Source organism: Pseudomonas citronellolis (assembly GCF_900112375.1).
Taxonomy (GTDB): domain Bacteria; phylum Pseudomonadota; class Gammaproteobacteria; order Pseudomonadales; family Pseudomonadaceae; genus Pseudomonas; species Pseudomonas citronellolis.
Genome location: NZ_FOLS01000044.1, coordinates 14,231 through 37,024, shown reverse-complemented (window position 1 = coordinate 37,024; position 22,794 = coordinate 14,231). Strand labels below are relative to the sequence as shown.

Annotated in this window: 16 protein-coding genes; 9 read left to right on the top strand and 7 right to left on the bottom strand. The window is 67.3% G+C overall.

Features of this window, described 5'->3' with window-relative positions; all coding sequences use genetic code 11:
- The first annotated feature begins 50 nt into the window (after nucleotides 1–50).
- The 7 genes from BM060_RS29260 (at nucleotide 51) to hemE (ending at nucleotide 12,882) form a co-directional block, all read left to right on the top strand.
- The gene (locus BM060_RS29260; RefSeq protein WP_074985595.1) at nucleotides 51–2,138 is read left to right on the top strand and encodes a type IV pilus secretin PilQ; all 2,088 of its coding nucleotides are present in this window, start codon (nucleotides 51–53) and stop codon (nucleotides 2,136–2,138) included.
- Nucleotides 2,139–2,146: 8 nt separating this feature from the next.
- Nucleotides 2,147–2,665, top strand: a complete 519-nt coding sequence (gene aroK / locus BM060_RS29255) for a shikimate kinase AroK (RefSeq protein WP_074985632.1) — start codon at nucleotides 2,147–2,149, stop codon at nucleotides 2,663–2,665.
- A 51-nt stretch (nucleotides 2,666–2,716) separates the two neighbouring features.
- A complete protein-coding gene (gene aroB, locus BM060_RS29250; protein WP_074985593.1) occupies nucleotides 2,717–3,823 on the top strand; it encodes a 3-dehydroquinate synthase in 1,107 nt (368 codons plus the stop codon).
- Nucleotides 3,824–3,829: 6 nt separating this feature from the next.
- Nucleotides 3,830–5,506: an AAA family ATPase gene (locus BM060_RS29245; protein WP_074985590.1), complete on the top strand. Its 1,677-nt coding sequence runs from the start codon at nucleotides 3,830–3,832 to the stop codon at nucleotides 5,504–5,506.
- Between the two features lie 219 nt (nucleotides 5,507–5,725).
- The gene (gene gltB / locus BM060_RS29240) at nucleotides 5,726–10,171 is read left to right on the top strand and encodes a glutamate synthase large subunit (RefSeq protein ID WP_074985587.1); all 4,446 of its coding nucleotides are present in this window, start codon (nucleotides 5,726–5,728) and stop codon (nucleotides 10,169–10,171) included.
- Between the two features lie 27 nt (nucleotides 10,172–10,198).
- A complete protein-coding gene (locus BM060_RS29235) occupies nucleotides 10,199–11,617 on the top strand; it encodes an FAD-dependent oxidoreductase (RefSeq protein ID WP_061562993.1) in 1,419 nt (472 codons plus the stop codon).
- 200 nt (nucleotides 11,618–11,817) lie between these two features.
- On the top strand, nucleotides 11,818–12,882 hold the full coding sequence (gene hemE, locus BM060_RS29230) for a uroporphyrinogen decarboxylase (RefSeq protein WP_074985585.1): 1,065 nt from the start codon (nucleotides 11,818–11,820) through the stop codon (nucleotides 12,880–12,882).
- Between the two features lie 180 nt (nucleotides 12,883–13,062).
- Here the strand turns inward: hemE and gabP are convergent, their stop codons facing one another.
- On the bottom strand, nucleotides 13,063–14,457 hold the full coding sequence (gabP, locus tag BM060_RS29225; RefSeq protein ID WP_074985583.1) for a GABA permease: 1,395 nt from the start codon (nucleotides 14,455–14,457) through the stop codon (nucleotides 13,063–13,065).
- A 261-nt stretch (nucleotides 14,458–14,718) separates the two neighbouring features.
- Nucleotides 14,719–16,041 (bottom strand): MFS transporter, encoded by a 1,323-nt coding sequence (locus BM060_RS29220; protein ID WP_074985582.1) that lies wholly within the window; start codon nucleotides 16,039–16,041, stop codon nucleotides 14,719–14,721.
- 183 nt (nucleotides 16,042–16,224) lie between these two features.
- Between BM060_RS29220 and BM060_RS29215 the strand changes: the two genes are divergently transcribed.
- Both BM060_RS29215 and BM060_RS29210 read left to right on the top strand, forming a co-directional pair.
- Complete coding sequence (locus BM060_RS29215; protein ID WP_074985579.1) at nucleotides 16,225–17,118, top strand: LysR family transcriptional regulator; 894 nt, start codon at nucleotides 16,225–16,227, stop codon at nucleotides 17,116–17,118.
- Nucleotides 17,119–17,207: 89 nt separating this feature from the next.
- On the top strand, nucleotides 17,208–17,975 hold the full coding sequence (locus BM060_RS29210; protein WP_074985576.1) for a ParA family protein: 768 nt from the start codon (nucleotides 17,208–17,210) through the stop codon (nucleotides 17,973–17,975).
- An 18-nt stretch (nucleotides 17,976–17,993) separates the two neighbouring features.
- Here the strand turns inward: BM060_RS29210 and BM060_RS29205 are convergent, their stop codons facing one another.
- From BM060_RS29205 to selO, 5 genes are all read right to left on the bottom strand, one after another.
- Entirely contained in the window at nucleotides 17,994–18,803 is an 810-nt protein-coding gene (locus BM060_RS29205; RefSeq protein WP_074985573.1) for a universal stress protein, read from the bottom strand.
- A 76-nt stretch (nucleotides 18,804–18,879) separates the two neighbouring features.
- Complete coding sequence (locus tag BM060_RS29200) at nucleotides 18,880–19,323, bottom strand: PaaI family thioesterase (RefSeq protein WP_074985571.1); 444 nt, start codon at nucleotides 19,321–19,323, stop codon at nucleotides 18,880–18,882.
- Between the two features lie 104 nt (nucleotides 19,324–19,427).
- Nucleotides 19,428–19,862, bottom strand: a complete 435-nt coding sequence (gene trxC / locus BM060_RS29195; RefSeq protein WP_074985568.1) for a thioredoxin TrxC — start codon at nucleotides 19,860–19,862, stop codon at nucleotides 19,428–19,430.
- Between the two features lie 52 nt (nucleotides 19,863–19,914).
- Complete coding sequence (locus BM060_RS29190) at nucleotides 19,915–21,192, bottom strand: bifunctional O-acetylhomoserine aminocarboxypropyltransferase/cysteine synthase (protein WP_074985566.1); 1,278 nt, start codon at nucleotides 21,190–21,192, stop codon at nucleotides 19,915–19,917.
- Nucleotides 21,193–21,315: 123 nt separating this feature from the next.
- Nucleotides 21,316–22,776 carry a protein adenylyltransferase SelO gene (gene selO / locus BM060_RS29185; protein ID WP_074985629.1) on the bottom strand — a complete coding sequence of 487 codons (1,461 nt, stop codon included), beginning with the start codon at nucleotides 22,774–22,776 and terminating at the stop codon, nucleotides 21,316–21,318.
- Between the last annotated feature and the right edge of the window lie 18 nt (nucleotides 22,777–22,794).

The window sequence follows — 22,794 nt, the reverse complement described above, 5'->3', positions numbered from 1 at the left end:
GGATGACCATGGATAACAAACTGCTGTCTGCACGACGGATACAGACGACGATGAACAGAACTATGACCCGCCTGGGCTTTGCCCTGTTGGCCGGCCTTTTCGCGCCGAGCCTGCTCGCCGCCAACCTGCAGCGCGTCGATGTGGCCTCGTTGCCGGGGGATCGCGTGGAGCTCAAGCTGGGCTTCGACGAGCCGGTGGCCGCGCCGCGTGGCTACACCATCGAGCAGCCGGCGCGCATCGCCCTGGACCTGCCGGGCGTGCAGAACAAGCTGGGCAGCAAGAACCGCGAGCTGGGCGTGGGCAACGCGCGCAGCCTGACCGTGGTCGAGGCCAAGGACCGCACCCGCCTGATCATCAACCTGACCACCCTGGTGCCGTATTCCACCCGCGCCCAGGGCAACGACCTGATCATCCTGGTCGGCCAGGGTGGTGGCGCGCCCGCGGCGGCGGCCAGCTCCGCGCCGAGCGCGGCCCCGGCCTATGCCGCGGCGCCTCGCCCGGCGCAGCCCAAGCCCTACGTGCCGGTGGGCAAGGCGATCCGCAACATCGACTTCCAGCGTGGCGAGCAGGGCGAGGGCAACGTGGTCATCGACCTGTCCGACCCGAGCGTCAGCCCGGACATCCAGGAGCAGGGCGGCAAGATCCGCCTGGACTTCCCGCGCACCCAGCTGCCCGACAGCCTGCGCGTGCGCCTGGACGTGAAGGACTTCGCCACTCCGGTGCAGTTCGTCAACGCCTCGGCGGCCGGCGACAAGGCCAGCATCGTCATCGAGCCCAGCGGCCTGTACGACTACCTGGTGTTCCAGACCGACAACCGCATGACCGTCAGCATCAAGCCGATGACCAGCAACGAGGCCGAGAAGCGCAAGAAGGACAGCTTCGCCTACACCGGCGAGAAACTGTCGCTGAACTTCCAGGACATCGACGTGCGCTCGGTGCTGCAGCTGATCGCCGACTTCACCGACCTCAACCTGGTGGCCTCCGACACCGTGCAGGGCAACATCACCCTGCGCCTGCAGAACGTGCCCTGGGACCAGGCGCTGGACCTGGTGCTCAAGACCAAGGGCCTGGACAAGCGCAAGGTCGGCAACGTCCTGCTGGTGGCGCCGGCCGACGAGATCGCCGCGCGTGAGCGCCAGGAGCTGGAAGCGCAGAAGCAGATCGCCGAACTGGCGCCCCTGCGTCGCGAACTGATCCAGGTGAACTACGCCAAGGCTTCCGACATCGCCAAGCTGTTCCAGTCCGTGACCGGCACCAGTTCCGGCCCGGGCGCCCAGCCTGCCGCCGGCACCGACAACCGTGGCTCCATCACCGTCGACGACCGCACCAACGCCATCATCGCCTACCAGACCCAGGACCGCCTGGACGAGCTGCGCCGCATCGTCTCGCAGCTGGACATCCCGGTACGCCAGGTGATGATCGAGGCGCGCATCGTCGAGGCCAGCGTCGACTACACCAAGGAGCTGGGGGTGCAATGGGGTGGTTCGCTGAGCAATCGCGGCAACTTCAACATCACCGGTGGCGCCAACAGCACGAGCAATACCTTCGTTGACCTGGGCGTGACCACCGCGACGCCGACCTCCGGCATCGGCATCGGCTTCGTCACCGACAACACCACCCTGGACCTGCAGCTCAACGCCATGGAGAAGACCGGCAACGGCGAGGTGGTGTCGCAGCCGAAGGTGGTCACCTCGGACAAGGAAACCGCGAAGATCCTCAAGGGCTCGGAGATTCCCTACCAGGAAGCCAGCTCCAGCGGCGCCACCTCGGTGTCCTTCAAGGAGGCCGCGCTGTCCCTGGAGGTCACCCCGCAGATCACCCCGGACAACCGCATCATCATGCAGGTCAAGGTGAACAAGGACGAGCCCGACTACCAGAACGCGCTGCTCGGCGTGCCGCCGATCAAGAAGAACGAGGTCAACGCCAAGGTGCTGGTCAACGACGGTGAAACCATCGTCATCGGCGGGGTGTTCTCCAACACCCAGACCAAGACCACCTCCAAGGTCCCGTTCCTCGGCGACGTACCGGTCGTCGGCCGCCTGTTCAAGAACGACTATGTGACGGACACCAAGAACGAGCTTCTGGTTTTCCTCACTCCCCGGATCATGAATAATCAGGCCATTGCCATCGATCGTTGATCAATGCCGTGCCCAATTTGATTCTGGTAGGCCCGATGGGTGCTGGAAAGAGCACCATCGGGCGTCTTCTTGCCAAAGAGCTGCACCTCGACTTCAAGGACTCCGACAAGGAGATCGAACAGCGCTGCGGAGCCAACATCCCCTGGATCTTCGACGTCGAGGGGGAGGCCGGCTTTCGTGAGCGGGAAACCGCCATGCTCGCCGAACTCTGCGACGGCGACGGCGTGGTGATCGCCACCGGCGGCGGCGCCGTGCTGCGCGAGGCCAACCGCGCCGCGCTCAAGGCCGGCGGCAAGGTGGTCTACCTGCACGCCTCGGTCGACCAGCAGATCGCCCGCACCGCCCGCGACCGGAACCGGCCGCTGCTGCAGAAGCCCAACCCGGGGCAGATCCTGCGCGACCTCATGGCCCTGCGCGATCCGCTGTACCGGGAGATCGCCGACGTGGTGGTGGAAACCGACGAGCGGCCACCGCGCCTGGTGGTGCTGGAGATACTCGATCGCCTGCGCAGGCTGGAGCGCCATTAAAGGGCGCGCGGTTCTGCGTTATCCTAGTGCCCTTTCCTGTCTGGGGGCTTCATGCGCACACTCACTGTCGATCTCGGCGACCGCAGCTACCCGATCCACATCGGCGAAGGGCTGCTGGATGATCCGCGTCATTTCGCGCCGCATATCCGTGGGCGGCAGGTCGCCATCGTCACCAACGAGACAATCGCACCGCTGTACCTGGCGCGCCTGCAGAAGACGCTGGCCGACTACGCGCAGATCGCCGTGGTCCTGCCCGATGGCGAAGCCTACAAGCAGTGGGAAACCCTGCAGCTGATCTTCGATGCCCTGCTGCAGGCGCGGCATGACCGCAAGACCACCCTGATCGCCCTCGGCGGCGGCGTGGTCGGCGACATGACCGGCTTCGCTGCGGCCTGCTACCAGCGCGGCGTCGATTTCATCCAGGTGCCGACCACCCTGCTGTCCCAGGTGGATTCCTCGGTGGGCGGCAAGACCGGTATCAACCACCCGCTGGGCAAGAACATGATCGGCGCCTTCTACCAGCCGCAGGCGGTGGTGATCGATGCCGCCTCGCTGCGCACGCTGCCGGAGCGCGAGCTGTCCGCCGGCCTGGCGGAAGTGATCAAGTACGGCCTGATCTGCGACGAGCCTTTCCTAGCCTGGCTGGAAGACAACGTCGACGCGCTGCTGGCGCTCGACTCCACCGCCCTGGCCGAAGCCATCGAGCGCTCCTGCGCGGCCAAGGCCCGGGTGGTGGGCGCCGACGAACGGGAATCCGGGGTGCGCGCCACCCTGAACCTCGGCCACACCTTTGGTCATGCCATCGAGACCCACATGGGCTATGGCGTCTGGCTGCACGGCGAAGCCGTGGGTGCGGGAACCGTGATGGCACTGCAGATGTCGCATCTGTTGGGCTGGCTGACCGCCGCCGAGCGCGACCGTGGCGTGCGCCTGCTGCAGCGGGCGAAACTGCCGGTGGTGCCGCCGAAGGAAATGAGCGCCGGGGACTTCCTCGAGCACATGGCGGTGGACAAGAAGGTGCTCGACGGCCGTCTGCGCCTCGTATTGCTGAAAGGGCTGGGGGATGCGGTGGTCACTGCGGACTTCCCTCGTGAGATTCTGGAAGAAACCCTGCGTACTGATTACCAGGCCCTGGTCGATCAGTTAGGAGAACATTGAGGTCCCATGTCCAGCTTGCATGCCGATGAGGCCTTCCTGGCCCACTACCAGTTCAGCCACGACCCCTTCGCTCCGCGGGTTCCTGGCTTCAAGTTCTTCCCGGCACAGCGCAAGCCGGTGCTGGGCCAACTGCACCACCTGGCGCGCTACAGCCACCTGCTGCTGGCGGTGACCGGCCCCCTGGGCAGCGGCAAGACCCTGCTGCGCCAGGCCCTGGTGGCCAGCACCAACAAGGATGCGGTGTCCAGCGTGGTGATCTCCGGCCGTTCGGCGGCCGACGAAGCCACCCTGATGCGCCAGCTGGCCCAGGGCCTTGGCATCACCCAGGTGAGCATCGAGGCCATCCTGGCCAAGGTCGCCCAGTTGGCGATCACCGGGCAGGACGTCTACCTGCTGGTGGACGATGCCGAGCAACTGCGTGACGGCGCCCTGGAAGTGCTGCTGTTGCTGGCCGCCGGCAACAGCGAGGCGCGCCTGCACGTGTTCCTGTTCGGCGAGCCCGAGCTGCTGTCGCGGCTGGAGGCGCTGTCCGAGGGCGAGGAGCGTTTCCACGCCATCGAACTGCAGCCCTACAGCGAGGAAGAAACCCGTGAATACCTGGCGCAGCGCCTGGAAGGCGCAGGGCAGGGCGCGGAGCTGATTTCCGACGACCTGCTGGCCGATATCCACGAGCAGTCCGGCGGCTGGCCGGGCTCGATCAACCAGGTGGCCCGCGACGCCCTGATCGAGGCGATGCTGGCCGACCGTGGCGGCGCCCGCAAGGCCGCTCCTGGCGCCAGCCTGCGCCTGCCGAAGAAACATCTGCTGATCCTCGGCGTGGTCGCCATCGGCGTTGTCGCCGCCTGGTTCATGCAGGGCCGCACCAGCAAGCCGGATAGCGCCGCCACCCAGGCTTCCGCGCAGTTGCCGATGGGGTCCGCCGCGCAGCCGGGCGCCGCCCAGGCGCCGGCCTCGGGCTCCGGCCCCTCGGTGGAGTTCGCCGGTTCCAACCAGCCGGTGCCGCTGCCGCTGGTGGGCGAGGCCCAGCCGGTCATCCGCGAGCCCATGGCCCAGGCCGGTGGCCAGGAAGACGCTGACGAAGGCGCCATGCCCGCGCCCGGCGTGCCGCCGACCGTGACCACCTCTGCACCGCCGCTCGCGCCGCTGGCCGGAAAGAGCGCGCCGCAACCGCTGAATCCGGTGCCGTCGGCGCCGAGCGTGGCGAGCGCTCCGGCGCAGCCGGTGGTTTCGACGCCTGCCCCGGCCCCGGTCAGCAAACCGGTGGCCAAGGCCGAGCCGGTGAAACCGGTCGCCAAGCCCGCGGCCAAGCCGGCAGAACCCAAGGCCGTGGCCAAGGCTGCGCCGAGCAAGCCTGCGGCCCCGGCCAAGGCCAGCGCCGCCGCCGGTGGTGCCGGTAGCCAGTGGTATCGCTCGCAGCCCGCGGGGAATTATGCTGTGCAGGTGCTGGGCACTGGCTCCGAGGCCAGCGCCAAGGCCTACATCAGCAAGCAGGGCGGCGGCGAGTACCGCTACTTCCGCAAGACCCTGCAGGGCAAGCCCTTCTACGTGGTGACCTACGGCAGCTTCCCCAGCCGCGCCGCCGCCGTGGCCGCGGTGAAGAGCCTGTCGGCCAAGGCCCAGGGCGGCAAACCCTGGCCGCGCACCTTCGCCAGCATCCAGCAGGAAATCGCCAGCGCCCACTGACGCGCTGTCGCAAAAATGAAAACCCGCCAGTCACAAGCACGACTGGCGGGTTTTTTCTTTCAGGAATGCGACATCCAGTTTCAGCCTCTCGCCAAAAATTTGTGAGGCGCCTTGTACCTATGTACAATGGCCTCCCTTTGCCTGTCGGAAACTTGCCGCTTGAGCGAGAAGACAGGCGAAGTCGCTGAATTAAAAAAGTTTTGCCGGTGAGAGTTCTCTATGAAAGCAGGTCTGTACCATCCTGAGACGTTCAAGGATAACTGCGGATTCGGCCTGATCGCCCATATGCAGGGCGAGCCAAGCCATGAACTTCTGCAAACCGCCATCGAAGCACTGACCTGCATGACCCACCGAGGTGGGATCAACGCGGACGGGAAGACCGGGGATGGCTGTGGGCTGCTGATCCAGAAGCCCGATGCGTTCCTGCGGGCGGTGGCCAAGGCCGAGTTCGCGACCGATCTGCCCGCCCAGTACGCGGTGGGCATGGTCTTCTTCAACCAGGACCCGGTGAAGGCCGAGGCCGCTCGCGCGAACATGAACCGCGAGATCGAGGCCGAAGGCCTGCAGCTGGTCGGCTGGCGCAAGGTGCCGATCGACACCAGCGTGCTCGGCCGCCTGGCCCTGGAGCGCCTGCCGCAGATCGAGCAGGTGTTCGTCGGCGGCGAAGGCCTGTCCGACCAGGACTTCGCCGTGAAGCTGTTCTGCGCCCGTCGGCGCTCCTCGGTGGCCAACGCCGCCGATGCCGACCACTACGTCTGCAGCTTCTCGCACAAGACCATGATCTATAAGGGCCTGATGATGCCGGCGGACCTCGCCGCCTTCTATCCAGACCTTTCCGACGAGCGCCTGAAGACCGCCATCTGCGTCTTCCACCAGCGCTTCTCCACCAACACCCTGCCGAAGTGGCCGCTGGCCCAGCCGTTCCGCCTGCTGGCGCACAACGGCGAGATCAACACCATCACCGGCAACCGCAACTGGGCCCAGGCCCGGCGCAGCAAGTTCGTCAACGAGTTCATGCCGAACCTCGACGAGCTCGGCCCGCTGGTCAACCGCGTGGGTTCGGACTCCTCGAGCATGGACAACATGCTCGAGCTGATGGTCACCGGCGGCATGGACATGTTCCGCGGCCTGCGCATGATCATCCCGCCGGCCTGGCAGAACGTCGAGACCATGGACGCCGACCTGCGCGCGTTCTATGAATTCAACTCGCTGCACATGGAGCCGTGGGACGGCCCCGCCGGCGTGGTGCTGACCGACGGCCGCTACGCCGTCTGCCTGCTCGACCGCAACGGCCTGCGCCCGGCGCGCTGGGTCACCACCAAGAATGGCTACATCACCCTGGCCTCGGAAATCGGCGTCTGGGACTACAAGGCCGAGGACGTGCTGGCCAAGGGCCGCGTCGGCCCGGGGCAGATCCTCGCGGTGGACACCGAGACCGGCCAGCTGCTGCAGACCGAAGACATCGACAACCGCCTGAAGTCGCGCCATCCGTACAAGCAGTGGCTGCGCCAGAGCGCGCTGCGCATCCAGGCGACCCTGGAAGACGACCAGGGCGTGGCCAGCTACGACAGCGACCAGCTCAAGCAGTACATGAAGATGTTCCAGGTCACCTTCGAGGAGCGTGACCAGGTGCTGCGCCCGCTGGCCGAGCAGGGCCAGGAAGCGGTCGGCTCGATGGGCGACGACACCCCGATGGCGGTGCTGTCCAAGCGCATCCGCTCGCCCTACGACTACTTCCGCCAGGTCTTCGCCCAGGTCACCAACCCGCCGATCGACCCGCTGCGCGAGGCGATCGTGATGTCCCTGGAGACCTGCCTGGGCGTCGAGCAGAACATCTTCGAAGAGTCGCCGCACCACGCCAACCAGGCCATCCTGACCACCCCGGTGATCTCCCCGGCGAAGTGGCGCAGCCTGATGAACCTGGAGCGCCCGGGCTTCGACCGCCACCACATCGACCTGAACTACGACGAGTCCGTCGGCCTGGAAGCGGCCGTGCGCAACATCGCCGACCAGGCCGAGGAAGCCGTGCGCGCCGGCAAGGTGCTGCTGGTGCTCTCCGACCGCCACATCGCCCCCGGCAAGCTGCCGGTGCACGCGGCCCTGGCCGTCGGCGCCGTGCACCACCGCCTGGTGCAGACCGGCCTGCGCTGCGACTCGAACATCCTGGTGGAGACCGCCACCGCCCGCGACCCACACCACTTCGCGGTGCTGGTGGGCTTCGGCGCCTCGGCGGTCTACCCGTTCCTCGCCTACGAGGTACTGGCCGACCTGATCCGCACCGGCGAAGTGCTGGGCGACCTCTACGAGGTGTTCAAGTACTACCGCAAGGGCATCTCCAAGGGCCTGATGAAGATCCTGTCGAAGATGGGCATCTCCACCATCGCCTCCTACCGCGGCGCCCAGCTGTTCGAAGCCATCGGCCTGGCCGACGAGGTCACCGGCCTGTGCTTCCCGGGCGTGCCCAGCCGCATCCAGGGCGCGCGCTTCCTCGATATCGAGAACGAGCAGAAGCTGCTCGCCGGCGAGGCCTGGAACAACCGCAAGGCGATCCAGCAGGGCGGCCTGCTGAAGTTCGTCTACGGCGGCGAGTACCACGCCTACAACCCGGACGTGGTCAACACCCTGCAGGCCGCCGTGCAGCAGGGCGACTACGAGAAATTCAAGGAATACACCGCGCTGGTGGACAAGCGCCCGGTGTCGATGCTCCGCGACCTGCTGCAGGTGAAGACTGCCGCGCAGCCGCTGAGCCTCGACGAAATCGAGCCGCTGGAGTCGATCTTCAAGCGCTTCGACGCCGCCGGCATCTCCCTCGGCGCGTTGTCGCCGGAAGCCCACGAGGCCCTGGCCGAAGCCATGAACCGCCTCGGCGGGCGCTCCAACTCCGGTGAGGGCGGCGAGGACCCGGCGCGCTACGGCACGCTGAAGAGCTCGAAGATCAAGCAGGTGGCCACCGGCCGCTTCGGCGTGACCCCGGAATACCTGGTCAACGCCGAGGTCCTGCAGATCAAGGTGGCCCAGGGCGCCAAGCCTGGCGAGGGCGGCCAACTGCCCGGCGGCAAGGTCAACGGCCTGATCGCCCGCCTGCGCTACGCGGTGCCCGGCGTGACTTTGATCTCGCCGCCGCCGCACCACGACATCTATTCCATCGAGGACCTGGCGCAGCTGATCTTCGACCTCAAGCAGGTCAACCCGCAGGCGCTGGTGTCGGTGAAGCTGGTCTCCGAGCCGGGCGTGGGCACCATCGCCGCCGGCGTGGCCAAGGCCTATGCCGACCTGATCACCATCTCCGGCTACGACGGCGGTACCGGTGCTTCGCCGATCACCTCCATCAAGTACGCCGGTTCGCCTTGGGAGCTGGGCCTCGCCGAGGCGCACCAGACCCTGCGCGGCAACGACCTGCGCGGCAAGGTCCGCGTGCAGACCGACGGCGGCCTGAAGACTGGTCTGGATGTGATCAAGGCGGCCATCCTCGGCGCCGAGAGCTTCGGCTTCGGTACCGCGCCGATGATCGCCCTGGGCTGCAAGTACCTGCGCATCTGCCACCTGAACAACTGCGCCACCGGCGTGGCCACCCAGAACGACAAGCTGCGCAAGGACCACTTCATCGGCACGGTCGAGATGGTGACGAACTTCTTCACCTTCATCGCCAGCGAGACCCGCGAATGGCTGGCCAAGCTGGGCGTGCGCAGCCTCGCCGAGCTGATCGGCCGTACCGACCTGCTGGAAATCCTGCCCGGCGAAACCGCCAAGCAGGGCAACCTCGACCTCACCCCGCTGCTGGGCAGCGACCTGATCCCGGCCGAGAAGCCGCAGTTCTGTGAAGTCGAGAAGAACCCGCCGTTCGACCAGGGCCTGCTGGCCGAGAAGATGGTCGAGCTGGCCCGCGGCGCCATCGAAGGCGCCAAGGGCGGCGAGTACGAGCTGGACATCTGCAACTGCGACCGTTCCATCGGCGCGCGCGTGTCCGGCGAGATCGCCCGGGTGCATGGCAACCAGGGCATGGCCAAGGCGCCGATCACCTTCCGCTTCAAGGGTACCGCGGGGCAGAGCTTCGGCGTGTGGAACGCCGGCGGCCTGCACCTGTACCTGGAAGGCGACGCCAACGACTACGTGGGCAAGGGCATGACCGGCGGCAAGCTGGTGGTGACCCCGCCCAAGGGCAGCCCGTTCAAGACCCAGGAGTCGGCCATCGTCGGCAACACCTGCCTGTATGGCGCCACCGGCGGCAAGCTGTTCGCCGCCGGCACCGCGGGCGAGCGTTTCGGCGTGCGCAACTCCGGCGCCCACGCGGTGGTGGAAGGCACTGGCGACCACTGCTGCGAGTACATGACCGGCGGTTTCGTCTGCGTACTGGGCAAGACCGGCTACAACTTCGGCTCCGGCATGACCGGGGGCTTCGCCTACGTCCTGGACATGGACAACACCTTCGTCGACCGCGTGAACCATGAGCTGGTGGAAATCCAGCGGATCAGCGGCGAGGCGATGGAGGCCCAGCGCAGCCACCTGCGCAAGGTCCTGGTGGAATATGTCGAGGAAACGGCGAGCGAGTGGGGTGCGAACCTGCTGGAGAACCTCGACGACTACCTGCGTCGGTTCTGGCTGGTGAAACCGAAGGCCGCGAGCCTCGGTTCCCTGCTGACCAGCACCCGTGCCAACCCGCAATAAGCGCCTGAAGTCTGAAGAGGTCTTGAAATGTCTGAACGTCTCAACAATGACTTCCAGTTCATCGAAGTCGGGCGCAAGGATCCGAAGAAGAAACTGCTGCGCCAGCGCAAGCGCGAGTTCGTGGAAATCTACGACCTGTTCAAGCCGCAGCAGGCGGCTGACCAGGCCCATCGCTGCCTGGGCTGCGGCAACCCGTACTGCGAGTGGAAGTGCCCGGTCCACAACTTCATCCCCAACTGGCTGAAGCTGGTTTCCGAAGGCAACATCCTGGCCGCCGCCGAGCTGTCGCACCAGACCAACACCCTGCCGGAAGTCTGCGGCCGGGTGTGTCCGCAGGACCGCCTCTGCGAGGGTGCCTGCACCCTCAACGACGGTTTCGGCGCGGTGACCATCGGCTCGGTGGAGAAATACATCACCGACACCGCCTTCGCCATGGGCTGGCGCCCGGACATGTCCAAGGTCAAGCCCACCGGCAAGCGCGTCGCGGTGATCGGCGCCGGCCCGGCCGGCCTGGGCTGCGCCGACGTGCTGGTGCGCAACGGCGTGACCCCGGTGGTGTATGACCGCAACCCGGAAATCGGCGGCCTGCTGACCTTCGGCATCCCCGAGTTCAAGCTGGAAAAGCACGTGCTGTCGCGCCGCCGCGAAGTCTTCACCGGCATGGGCATCGAGTTCCGCCTGAACACCGAGATCGGCAAGGACGTGACCATGGAGCAGTTGCTCGATGAGTACGATGCCGTGTTCATGGGCATGGGCACCTACACCTACATGAAGGGTGGCTTCCCCGGCGAGGACCTGCCCGGCGTGCACGATGCGCTGGACTTCCTGATCGCCAACGTGAACCGCAACCTCGGCTTCGAGAAGTCCCCCGAGGACTTCGTCGACATGAAGGGCAAGCGCGTGGTGGTCCTGGGCGGCGGCGACACCGCGATGGACTGCAACCGCACCTCCATCCGCCAGGGCGCCAAGAGCGTGACCTGCGCCTATCGCCGCGACGAAGAGAACATGCCCGGTTCGCGCAAAGAGGTGAAGAACGCCAAGGAAGAGGGTGTGAAGTTCCTCTTCAACCGCCAGCCCATCGCCATCGTCGGCGAGGACAGGGTGGAAGGCGTGAAGGTGGTCGAGACCCGTCTCGGCGAACCGGACGCCCGTGGCCGCCGCAGCCCCGAGCCGATCCCGGGCTCCGAGGAGATCATCCCGGCCGAAGCCGTGCTGATCGCCTTCGGCTTCCGCCCGAGCCCGGCGCCCTGGTTCGAGCAGCACCAGGTCGAGATCGACAGCCAGGGCCGCGTCATCGCCCCGGCCGCCGCGCAGTTCAAGCACCAGACCAGCAACCCGAAGATCTTCGCCGGCGGCGACATGGTCCGCGGTTCCGACCTGGTGGTGACGGCGATTTTCGAAGGCCGCACGGCCGCCGAAGGCATCCTCGACTACCTCGGCGTCTGACACCTGCTCTTGTAGGAGCGAGCTTGCTCGCGAACCCTAGCCCCGCTGCAGGGGTTTGTTCGCGAGCAAGCTCGCTCCTACGAAGAGCAGAAGCACCAGCGCTGCGGCAGAATGCCGCGATGGACAAAAGGCACGGCCCCCGCCGTGCCTTTTGCTTTGGGCTTTGCGAAAATGCCCGCACTTTTTTGCCGGATGCCGCCATGACTGCCCTGAAGAACGATCGCTTCCTCCGTGCCCTGCTCAAGCAGCCCGTCGACGTTACCCCCGTGTGGATGATGCGCCAGGCCGGCCGCTATCTCCCGGAATACCGCGCCACCCGCGCCAAGGCTGGGGACTTCATGAGCCTGTGCATGAACCCGCAGCTGGCCTGCGAGGTGACCCTGCAGCCGCTGGACCGCTATCCGCAGCTGGACGCGGCGATCCTCTTCTCCGACATCCTCACCATCCCCGACGCCATGGGCCAGGGTCTGTTCTTCGAGAGCGGCGAGGGCCCGCGCTTCAAGAAGGTGGTCTCCAGCCTGGCCGACATCGAGGCGCTGCCGATCCCCGATCCGGAGAAGGATCTGGGCTACGTCATGGACGCCGTGCGCACCATCCGCCGCGAGCTGAACGGCCGGGTGCCGCTGATCGGCTTCTCCGGCAGCCCCTGGACCCTCGCCACCTACATGGTCGAAGGCGGCTCCAGCAGGGACTTCCGCAAGTCCAAGGCGATGCTCTACGACAACCCGCAGGCCATGCACGCGCTGCTCGACAAGCTGGCGCAGTCGGTCACCGGCTACCTCAACGGGCAGATCCGCGCTGGCGCCCAGGCCGTGCAGATCTTCGACTCCTGGGGCGGCAGCCTGTCGTCGGCGGCGTACCAGGAATTCTCCCTGGCCTACATGAAGAAGATCGTCGACGGCCTGATCCGCGAGCACGATGGCCGCCAGGTGCCGGTGATCCTCTTCACCAAGGGCGGCGGCCTGTGGCTGGAGTCCATGGCCGACACCGGCGCCGAAGCGCTGGGCCTGGACTGGACCTGCGACATCGGCAGCGCCCGCGCCCGCGTCGGCGACAAGGTGGCGCTGCAGGGCAACATGGACCCGTCGGTGCTCTACGCCAACCCGGAAGCCATCCGCCGCGAAGTGGCGCGCATCCTCGGCGCCTACGGCCAGGGCAGCGGCCACGTGTTCAACCTCGGCCACGGCATCACCCCGGAAGTCGACCCGGCCCATGCCGGCGTCTTCTTCGAGGCGGTGCACGAGCTGTCGGCGCAGTATCACTGACGCTTTGCGTGGGGCGAATAACCGTTCGCGGTTATCCGCCCTACGGGCATGGTCGGGAAATTCAGTGCCAACCTGTAGGAGCGGGCCCTGCCCGCGATTCGCGCGCAGGGCGCGCTCCTACAAAACACGCGCCCAACGAAAAAGCCCCGCCAATGGCGGGGCTTTTTCATGGGCGCTGCGTCAGGCGGCGTCGGCCGCGTAGCCTGCGGCGCGCTGGGCCTTGCGACGGTTCGAGACCAGCAGGCCGGAGCACACGACCACGATGGTCAGCAGGGCGGTGGCGACCACCTCCATGCGGTGGTCCGGGCGGATCATCATGATCACCAGCGCGGCGCTGATGAAGATGATCACCGCCCAGGTCAGCCAGGGGAACAGCCACATCTTCAGCGTCAGCTGGTGGCCCTGGGCGAGCAGCTTCTTGCGCATGTTCAGCTGCGAGATGGCGATCACCAGGTACACCAGCAGGGCGATGGCGCCGGAGCTGGCCAGCAGGAAGTTGAACACTTCGGCCGGGGCCAGGTAGTTGGCGAAGGTGCACAGGAAGGCCATGGCGGTGGACAGCAGCACGGCGTACACCGGGGTGCGGCTGGCGCTGGTCACCTGGGCGATGCGCGGGGCGTCGCCGCGCTTGCTCAGCGAGTACATCATCCGCGAGGCGGTGTAGAGCGCCGAGTTCAGGCAGCTGGTCACCGAGACCAGGACGATGATGTCGACGATCAGCTTGGCGTAGGGCACGTGCAGGTGCTCCAGCACGGTCTGGTAGGAGCCCATGCTCACCAGGCGCGGGTCGTTCCACGGCACCAGGCAGACCACGATCAGGATCGACAGCAGGTAGAACAGCGCGATCCGCCAGATCACCGAGTTGGTGGCGCGGGTGATCTGCTGCGCCGGGTCCTTGGACTCGGTGGCGGCGATGGTGACGATTTCCGAGCCCATGAAGGAGAACATTGTGGTCAGCAGGGCCGCCAGCACGGCGCCCCAGCCCTTGGGCAGGAAGCCGCCCTCGGCGTACAGGTGGCTGATGCCGCTGACCTCGGGGTTCAGCGAGACGCCGAAGATGGCCGCGCAACCCATGACCAGGAAGGCGATGATCGAACCGACCTTGATCAGCGCCAGCCAGAACTCGAACTCACCGTAGTTCTTCACGCTGAACAGGTTGGTCACGGTCAGCGCCGCGGTGATCACGAAGGCCAGGACCCAGATCGGCGCGCCGGGGATCCAGGCGTGGATGATGGCGGCGGCGGCGTTGGCCTCCAGCGGGATCACCAGCACCCAGAACCACCAGTACAGCCAGCCGATGGTGAACCCGGCCCAGTGGCCGATGGCGCGGTCGGCGTAGGTGGAGAAGGAGCCGCTGTCCGGCTGCGCGACGGCCATTTCGGCCAGCATGCGCATGACCAGGACCACCAGCAGGCCGGCGGCCAGGTAGGAAACCATGACGCCCGGGCCGGCTTCGGCGATGGCGTGGCCGGAGCCGACGAAGAGGCCGGCGCCGATGGCCCCGGCGATGGACAACATGGTGACGTGACGGTTCTTCAGGCCCTGGGCCAGACCGGCGGATGGGGTACTGCTCATGCGTTACCTACAGCGAGAAAAGGAAGGAAATGCGTCCTGCGCAGCCGAAGCCGTTTTGATAATCCAACGAGGTGTTCCTTTTCCTGAACGCAAGATGCGCGCCACATTTTGTTACGACCTTGGTCGTAGGCGCGAAAGAATTGGGTAGAAGCGCCACGACGCCCCGGGATAGGGGCGTCGCGATCATGGGAATGTCATATCCGGAGGCGACACTGGCATATCTGTCGCCGACAGAATCAAAGCTGAGTGTGTGGAAACTACTCAGTTATGCGAAGTGCTCAGCGCGGGAAGGGTGCGCGGTAACACTGCCAGGCGCGCCAGGTGCAGGGCCACCAGCACGGCGACCGACAGCAGCGCGGCGATGAACAGGCCGACGCCGGTCCAGCCGAAGTGGTGCCAGAACACCCCGCCGGTAGTGCCGGCCACGCTGGAGCCCAGGTAGTAGCTGAACAGGTACAGCGACGAGGCCTGGCCCTTGGCCTTGAGCGCGCGGCGGCCGATCCAGCTGCTGGCCACCGAGTGCGCGGCGAAGAAGCCGAAGGTGAACAGCAGCATGCCCGCGACTATCAGCGGCAGCGCCGGCAGCAGGGTCAGCAGCAGGCCGCTGAGCATCAGCACTATCACCGCCCAGAGCACCTTGCGCCGGCCCAGGCGGTCGGCCAGCGAGCCGACCCAGGCGGAGCTGTAGATGCCCACCAGGTACACCAGCGAGAGCACGCCGACCACGGCCTGGCTGAGGTGGTACGGATCGGCCAGCAGGCGGTAGCCGATGTAGTTGAACAGGGTGACGAAGGCGCCCATCAGCAGGAAGCCCTCGAGGAACAGCCAGGGCAGGCCGGCGTCGCGCAGGTGCGAGGCGAAGCCGTCGGCCAGTTGCCGGAGGTTCAGCGGGGTGGGGCGGAAGTTGCGCGACTCCGGAAGGATGCGCCAGAACACCACAGCCGCCACCAGGGCCAGGCCGCCGAGGATGGCGATGGCCGCGTGCCAGGACATGAAGTCCACCAGCACGCCGGTGATCAGCCGCCCACTCATGCCGCCAATGGCGTTGCCGCCGATGTACAGCCCCATGGATAGGCCGATGTGCTGCGGGTGGATTTCCTCGCTCAGGTAGGTCATGCCCACTGCCGCCAGGCCGCTGAGCGACAGCCCGACCAGCGCGCGCATGGCCAGCACCCCGTGCCAGGTCGGCATCACCGCGCTGGCCAGGGTGAAGAGGGCGGCGAAGGCCAGCGAGGCGACCATGATCGGCTTGCGCCCGATGGCGTCGGAAATCGGCCCGGTGACCAGCAGGCCGAGGGCCATCATGATGGTCGCGATGGACAGCACCAGGCTGCTCTGCGCGGCGCTGAGGGCGAAGGTCTGCGACAGCACCGGCATCATCGGCTGCACGCAGTAGAGCAGGGCGAAGGTGGCGAAGCCGCCGGAGAACAGCGCAAGCGAGGTGCGCATGAAGGCCGGGGTGCCTTTCTCGATGTAGCTCTCGATGTCGTTCACGGCGCCGGCCAGCGCCTGGTTGGCCACCTCGGCGGCCTGCAGCAAGGCGGGTTCGGAATCCGACGAAGCCCGCACGGCAGAGTGACTCACAACTCACCTCGATTCTGGAAAGGAGTGTGCCTCGCGGCGAGCGAAATCGGCCCGCGCAGCCAGGCTGGCAGAAAGTGGAAAGTCGTTATTGGGCTTGTGTGACAAGGATAAGGAAGGGCTTTTATTATTTCCAATATATTGATCGACACGTTTGATATGTAATTCGACTCATTCGGAGTTCCCATGGAGCTGCGTCACCTGCGTTACTTCATCGCCGTCGCCGAGGAACTGCATTTCGGCCGCGCCGCCGAGGCCCTGGGCATTTCCCAGCCGCCGCTGAGCCAGCAGATCCAGGCGCTGGAAGAGGAGATAGGCGCGCGCCTGCTGGAGCGCACCAACCGCCGGGTGGCGTTGACCGAAGCCGGCCGGCTGTTCCTCGACGAGGCCCGCCAGGTGTTGGCCCAGGTCGACCGCGCGGTGCTGCTGGCGCGCCGCGCGCACCAGGGCGAACTGGGCGAGTTGCGCATCGGCTTCACCGCCTCGGCGCCCTTCACCTCGGCCATCCCGCGCAGCATCCACGCCTTCCGCCAGGCCTACCCGGAAGTGCACCTGGACCTGCAGGAGATGAGCAGCCGGCAGATCGTCGAAGCGCTGCAGGAAGAGCGCCTGCAGGTCGGGGTGATCCGCTCCTTCCAGCTGCCGGCCTCGCTGGAGGCGGTGGAGCTGTTCAGCGAACCGCTGGTGGCGGTGCTGCGCGCCGACCACCCGCTGGCCCGCGATTCGCTGGAGGGCCTGGAACTGGCGGCGCTGGCCGAGGAGCCCTTCGTGTTCTTCCCGCGCAGCTACGGCACCGGGCTGTACGACCAGTTGCAGGCGCTGGCCCGGCAAGCCGGCTTCACCCCGCGCATCAGCCAGGAGGCCGGCGAGGCCATGACCATCATCGGCCTGGTGGCGGCGGGCCTGGGGGTTTCCATGCTGCCCGGCTCGTTCCGCCGCACGCGGGTGGACGGGGTGGTCTACCGCACCCTGCTGGACCCTGGCGCGACCAGCTCGGTGTGGCTGGTGCGGCGGCGCAGCGAGACCTCGCCGGCGGCGCTGGCCTTCATCGAACTGGTCACCCGAGGCGCGGCGGGTTAGACGCCGCCCGGCGGCATGCGCAAGTGCTCGCCCTTGTCATGGGCATTGCATAGAATCCGGTGTCACTTGAACGGCTTGGAGGGGTGCTCATGCGTCGCGTGGTTTTCAATCAGAAGGGCGGGGTCGGCAAGTCGAGCATTGCCTGCAACCTGGCCGCCGTGAGCGCCGCCGAGGGCTACCGCACGCTGCTGGTGGACCTGGACGCCCAGGGTAATTCCACCCACTACCTCACCGGCCTGACCGGCGACGACGTGCCCATGGGCATCGCCGATTTCTTCAAGCAGAGCCTCTCCAGCGGCCCCTTCGCCCGCAAGGGCAAGGTGGACATCTACGAGACGCCGTTCGAAAACCTCCATGTGGTGACCGCCACCGCCGAGTTGGCCGACCTGCAGCCCAAGCTCGAGGCCAAGCACAAGATCAACAAGCTGCGCAAACTGCTCGACGAGCTGGCCGAGGACTACGACCGCATCTACCTGGACACCCCGCCAGCGCTGAACTTCTACACGGTATCCGCGCTGATCGCCGCCGACCGCTGCCTGATCCCCTTCGACTGCGACAGTTTTTCCCGCCAGGCGCTGTACGGCCTGCTGCGCGAGATCGAGGAGCTGAAGGAGGACCACAACGAGGGCCTGGAAGTGGAGGGCATCGTGGTCAACCAGTTCCAGCCGCGCGCCAGCCTGCCACAGCAACTGCTCGACGAGCTGGTGGAAGAGGACATGCCGGTGCTGCCGGTGTACCTGATGAGCTCGGTGAAGATGCGCGAGTCGCACCAGGTCTGCACCCCGCTGATCTACCTCGATCCCCGCCACAAGCTGACCCTGCAGTTCGTCGAACTGCACGGCCTGCTCGAAGCTTGAAGCTTATAGCTGCTCTATTCAGGCACTGACCAGCAGGTCGCAAGGCGGCCGGCGCAGGTAGTAGCGCGCCGTGCTGCCCAGCAGGGCCTGCTGTAGCGCGCCGCGCCCGCGGCTGCCGAGCACCAGCAGTTGCGGCCGCCAGTCGGCCAGGCTGTGGTCCAGCGCTTCGCGAACCCCCATCGAACTCACCAGGCACTCGAGTTGCGGCAGCGGGCCGCCCACCTGCTGGCTCTCGTCGTGCATCAGCTGTTCCAGCAACTGGCGTTGCTCGTCCAGGCGTTCGCGCAGCCGGCCGGGGTCGTTGCCGGCGTCGTAGGCATGCAGGGCCAGCAGTTCGCCGCCCGGCGCCAGCCAGGCGCAGGCGCTGCGCCAGGCGTGGCAGGCGCCGACGGAGAAGTCCAGGGCGCTGAGCGCCCGCTGGTAGGGGCGCAGCTGCGAGTCGGTCACCAGCAGGGCGGGCACCCGGCTGCAGCGCAGGATCTGTTCCAGGGTGGTGCCGTCGAAACGCTCCACCAGCGCCTGGCGGTGGGTACCGGTGACCAGCAGGTCCGCCTGCAGCTCCTGCGCCGTGGCGGCTATCACGTTGGCCGGGCGGCCCTCGGCGACCAGTGGCTGGTAGTGTTCCAGGCCGGCGCTGTGGGCGCTGTCCTGCAGCGCGGCGACGGCGCTCTGCCGGGCCTTGGCCAGCAGCGGCGCGCCCAGGGGCTGTTCGATGACGTGCAGCAGGCTGACGCGGGCGTCGTGCTCGGCGGCCAGTTGCGCGGCGCGGCGCACGGCGACGTCGGCTTCGACGCTGAGGTCGTGGGCGACCAGGATGTGCTTGGGCATGGTGGGATCCTCCGGCGGTCCCACCACTCTGGCCCAGCCGCGCGCGCCCATGTTGACACAGCGCAAGGGCCGCGGATCAACGGCTGCGCAGCTGATAGACGGCGTGGCTCTCGGCGACCACTTCGCCGTGTTCATCCTTCAGTTGCAGGTCCAGCACGTACTCGGCCTTGCCGTTGAGCGTGGCCTCCTCGGCGATGCGGGCGATCTCGGCGTCGCTCAGGCGGGCCTCGACCCAGACGTCGCTGGTGGCGGGGCGGCGGAAGCGCAGGCCGGCTTCCTTGACGATGGGGTAGAAGCGGTGGCTGTCGAAGCTGGTCAGGGTGATGACGCCGCCGGGCAGCTCGGCGAGGGTGAAGAGGGCGCCGGCGTACATGTTGCCCAGGTGATTCTCGTTGCCGTGCAGCGGCATGCGCAGGCGCACGTGGCCGCGTTCGAGGATTTCGGCCTTGAGCCCGTAGCGCTTGACGAAGGCGATGTGCTCTTCGGTCATCTGGCGGACGAATTCGACGGGAAAGGACATCGGGCGGCTCCGCTTCTTGTTCTGTTCAGGCAAGCCTAGCCGCCCTGCCGCGGCGGGCAATGACCGCTTCGCTCAGGCGCGCTGACCGAAGCGGTCACGGCGCCTCACAGGCCCTGGCGGGCCAGCCAGTCGAGCAGTTGCGGCAGCGGCAGGGCGCCGCTCTGGCGCGACGCTTCGCGGCCGTCCTTGAAGAGGATCAGGCTGGGGATGGAGCGGATGCCCAACTGCCCGGCCAGGCGCTGGTTGGCTTCGCTGTCCAGCTTGGCCAGGCGGCAGCGTCCGGAAAGCCGCGCGGCGGCCTGTTCGAAGGTCGGCGCGAAGGCCTTGCATGGGCCGCACCAGTCGGCCCAGACGTCCAGCAGCAGCGGCAGGTCGCCCTTGAGCTGGGCGGCGAAGCCGGCCTCGTCGACGGCGAAGGGCTTGCCCGGCAGCACCTCGTGCTTGCAGCGCCCGCAGCGCGGATGGTCGCCCAGGCGTTCGGCTGGCAGGCGGTTGAGGCCGCCGCAGTGGGGGCAGGGAATCAGCAGGGGTTCGGACATGGCGCGGCTCCAGCGGGGGATTCCCCCAATCTGGAGCCGCGCCCGGCGGATATCAAGCCGCGGCGGCGGCCAGGGCCTGTTCGAGGTCGGCGATGATGTCGTCGCTGTGCTCGATGCCGATGGACAGCCGCACCATGTCCTGGCTCACCCCGGCGCGGGCCAGTTCCTCGGCGTTGAGCTGGCGGTGGGTGGTGCTGGCCGGGTGGCAGGCCAGGGACTTGGCGTCGCCGATGTTGACCAGGCGCACCACCAGCTTCAGCGCGTCGATGAAGCGCGCGCCGGCCTCGGCGCCGCCCTGGATGCCGAAGGACAGGATCGAGGCCGGCTTGCCGCCCATGTAGCGCTTGGCCAGGGCGTGTTCGGGGTGCTCCGGCAGGCCGGCGTATTTCACCCAGGCCACCTGCGGGTGCTGCTCCAGGTAGTGGGCGACCTTCAGCGCGTTCTCGCAGTGGCGCTCCATGCGCAGGGCGAGGGTCTCCAGGCCCTGGAGGATGAGGAAGGCGTTGAACGGCGACAGCGCCGCGCCGGTGTTGCGCAGCGGCACCACGCGGCAGCGGCCGATGAACGCCGCCGGGCCGAAGGCTTCGGTGTAGGTCACGCCGTGGTAGGACGGGTCCGGGGTGTTGAGCAGCGGGAAGCGTTCCTTGTGCTGCGCCCAGGGGAACTTGCCGGAGTCGACCACCATGCCGCCGATGCTGGTGCCGTGGCCGCCGATGTACTTGGTCAGCGAGTGCACCACGATGTCCGCGCCGTACTCGAAGGGCCGGCAGAGGATGGGCGTGGCCACGGTGTTGTCGACGATCAGCGGCACGCCATGGCGGTGCGCGGCGTCGGCCAGGGCCTGGAGGTCGACGATGTTGCCTGCCGGGTTGCCAATGGACTCGCAGAACACCGCCTTGGTGCGCTCGTCGATCAGCGCTTCCAGCGCGGCCACGTCGTCGTGGGACGCGAAGCGCGTCTGGATGCCGAAGCGCGGCAGGGTGTGGGCCAGCAGGTTGTAGGTGCCGCCGTAGAGCTTGGCCACCGAGACGATGTTGTCGCCGGCCTCGGCGACGGTCTGAATGGCATAGGTGATGGCGGCCATGCCCGAGGCCACGGCCAGCGCGCCCACGCCGCCTTCCAGGGCGGCGACGCGCTGCTCCAGCACGTCGTTGGTGGGGTTCATGATCCGCGTGTAGATGTTGCCGGCCACCTTCAGGTCGAACAGGTCGGCGCCGTGCTGGGTGTCGTCGAAGGCGTAGGAGGTGGTCTGGTAGATCGGCACGGCCACTGCCTTGGTGGTCGGGTCGGGGCTGTAGCCGGCGTGGATCGCCAGGGTTTCCAGTTTCATTGTTCGAGCATCCTTGGTGGGCAGAAAGCCCTGAGGATGCGAGCGGCGCCCCGACCGGTCAATGACCGGGAGCAATGCCCGCCGGGCGGCGGCAGAACGATTTCGCCTGAGCTTATAACCGCCTCAGGAGGAGCAACTGATCTCCAGGTGCCGGCCCCAGTCCGGCGGGCGGCGGGTGAAGGCTTCGCGTCCGGGCTGTTCTTCGAAGGGCTTGCTGAGCGTCTCGTGCAGCTCGCGCACCACTGAGTAGTCGCCCTGTTCGGCGGCGGCGATGGCTTCCTGGGCCAGGTAGTTGCGCAGCACGTACAGCGGGTTCACCGCGTGCATGCGGGCGCGGCGCTCGTCCTGGCTGCCGCCTTCGTGTTCGGCGCGGGCGCGGTAGTCGGCGGCCCAGGCGTCGAAGCCGGCGAGGTCGACGAAGTCTTCGCGGACCTGCGCCAGCGCCTGTTCCGGCGCCTGCTCGCCGAGGCGGCGGAAGAACAGGCTGTAGTCCACCGCGCCACTCTGCATGGCCTGCAGCAGGCGCTGCACCAGGTCCAGATCGCCGTCCTCCGCGGTGGTGAAGCCCAGGCGGCGGCGCATCAGGTCCAGGTAGTGGGCCTGGTACAGCGGCAGGAACAGGCCGAGGGCCTCGCGCAGTTCGTCCACCTCGACGAAGGGCGTCAGCGCCTGGGCCAGGGCCGCCAGGTTCCAGTGGGCGATGGGCACCTGGTTGTTGAAGCTGTAGCGCCCGGCGTCGTCGGAGTGGTTGCAGATGTGCTTGGCGTCGAAGTCGTCGAGGAAGGCGTAGGGGCCGTAGTCGAAGGTGATGCCGAGGATCGACATGTTGTCGGTGTTCATCACCCCGTGGCAGAAGCCGTAGGCCTGCCAGTGGGCGATGAGTTCGGCGTTGCTTTCCACCACTGCGCGGAAGAACGCGGCATAGGGCTGCGGCTGCTCCAGGCACTCGGGGAAGTGGTTGGCCAGGACGAAGTCGCCCAGCTCCTTCAGCTTGTCGTGCTGCTGGGTGTAGTAGAAGTACTCGAAGTGGCCGAAGCGCACGTGGCTGGGCGCCAGGCGCAGCAGCATGGCGGCGCTTTCCCTGGTCTCGCGCCATACCGGGGTGTCCGAGCCGGTGACGCAAAGCGCGCGGCTGCTGGGGATGCCCAGGGCGTGCAGGTATTCGCTGGCGAGGAATTCGCGGATCGAGCTGCGCAGTACCGCGCGGCCGTCGCCCATGCGTGAGTAGGGCGTCTGCCCGGCGCCTTTGAGGTGCAGGTCCCAGTGCTGGCCGGCGTCATTGACCACCTCGCCCAGCAGCAGGCCGCGGCCGTCGCCCAGACGCGGGTTGTAGGCGCCGAACTGGTGGCCGGAGTAGACCATCGCCCGCGGCTCGGCCTCGGACCAGAGCTTGTGCCCGGAGAAGATTTCGGCGAATACCGGTTCCCCGGCCACCGCCGGGTCGAGGTCGAGCAGCGCCATCGCGGCGGGGCTGGCCACCACCAGGCGCGGCTCGGCGATGGGGTCGGGCAGGACTTCGGTGGAGAAGGCGTCGCCCAGGCGGGCGAAGCGGTTGTCGAAGGTCAGTTCGTCGAGCTGTTTCAAGGTCACAGGCGGGCTCCG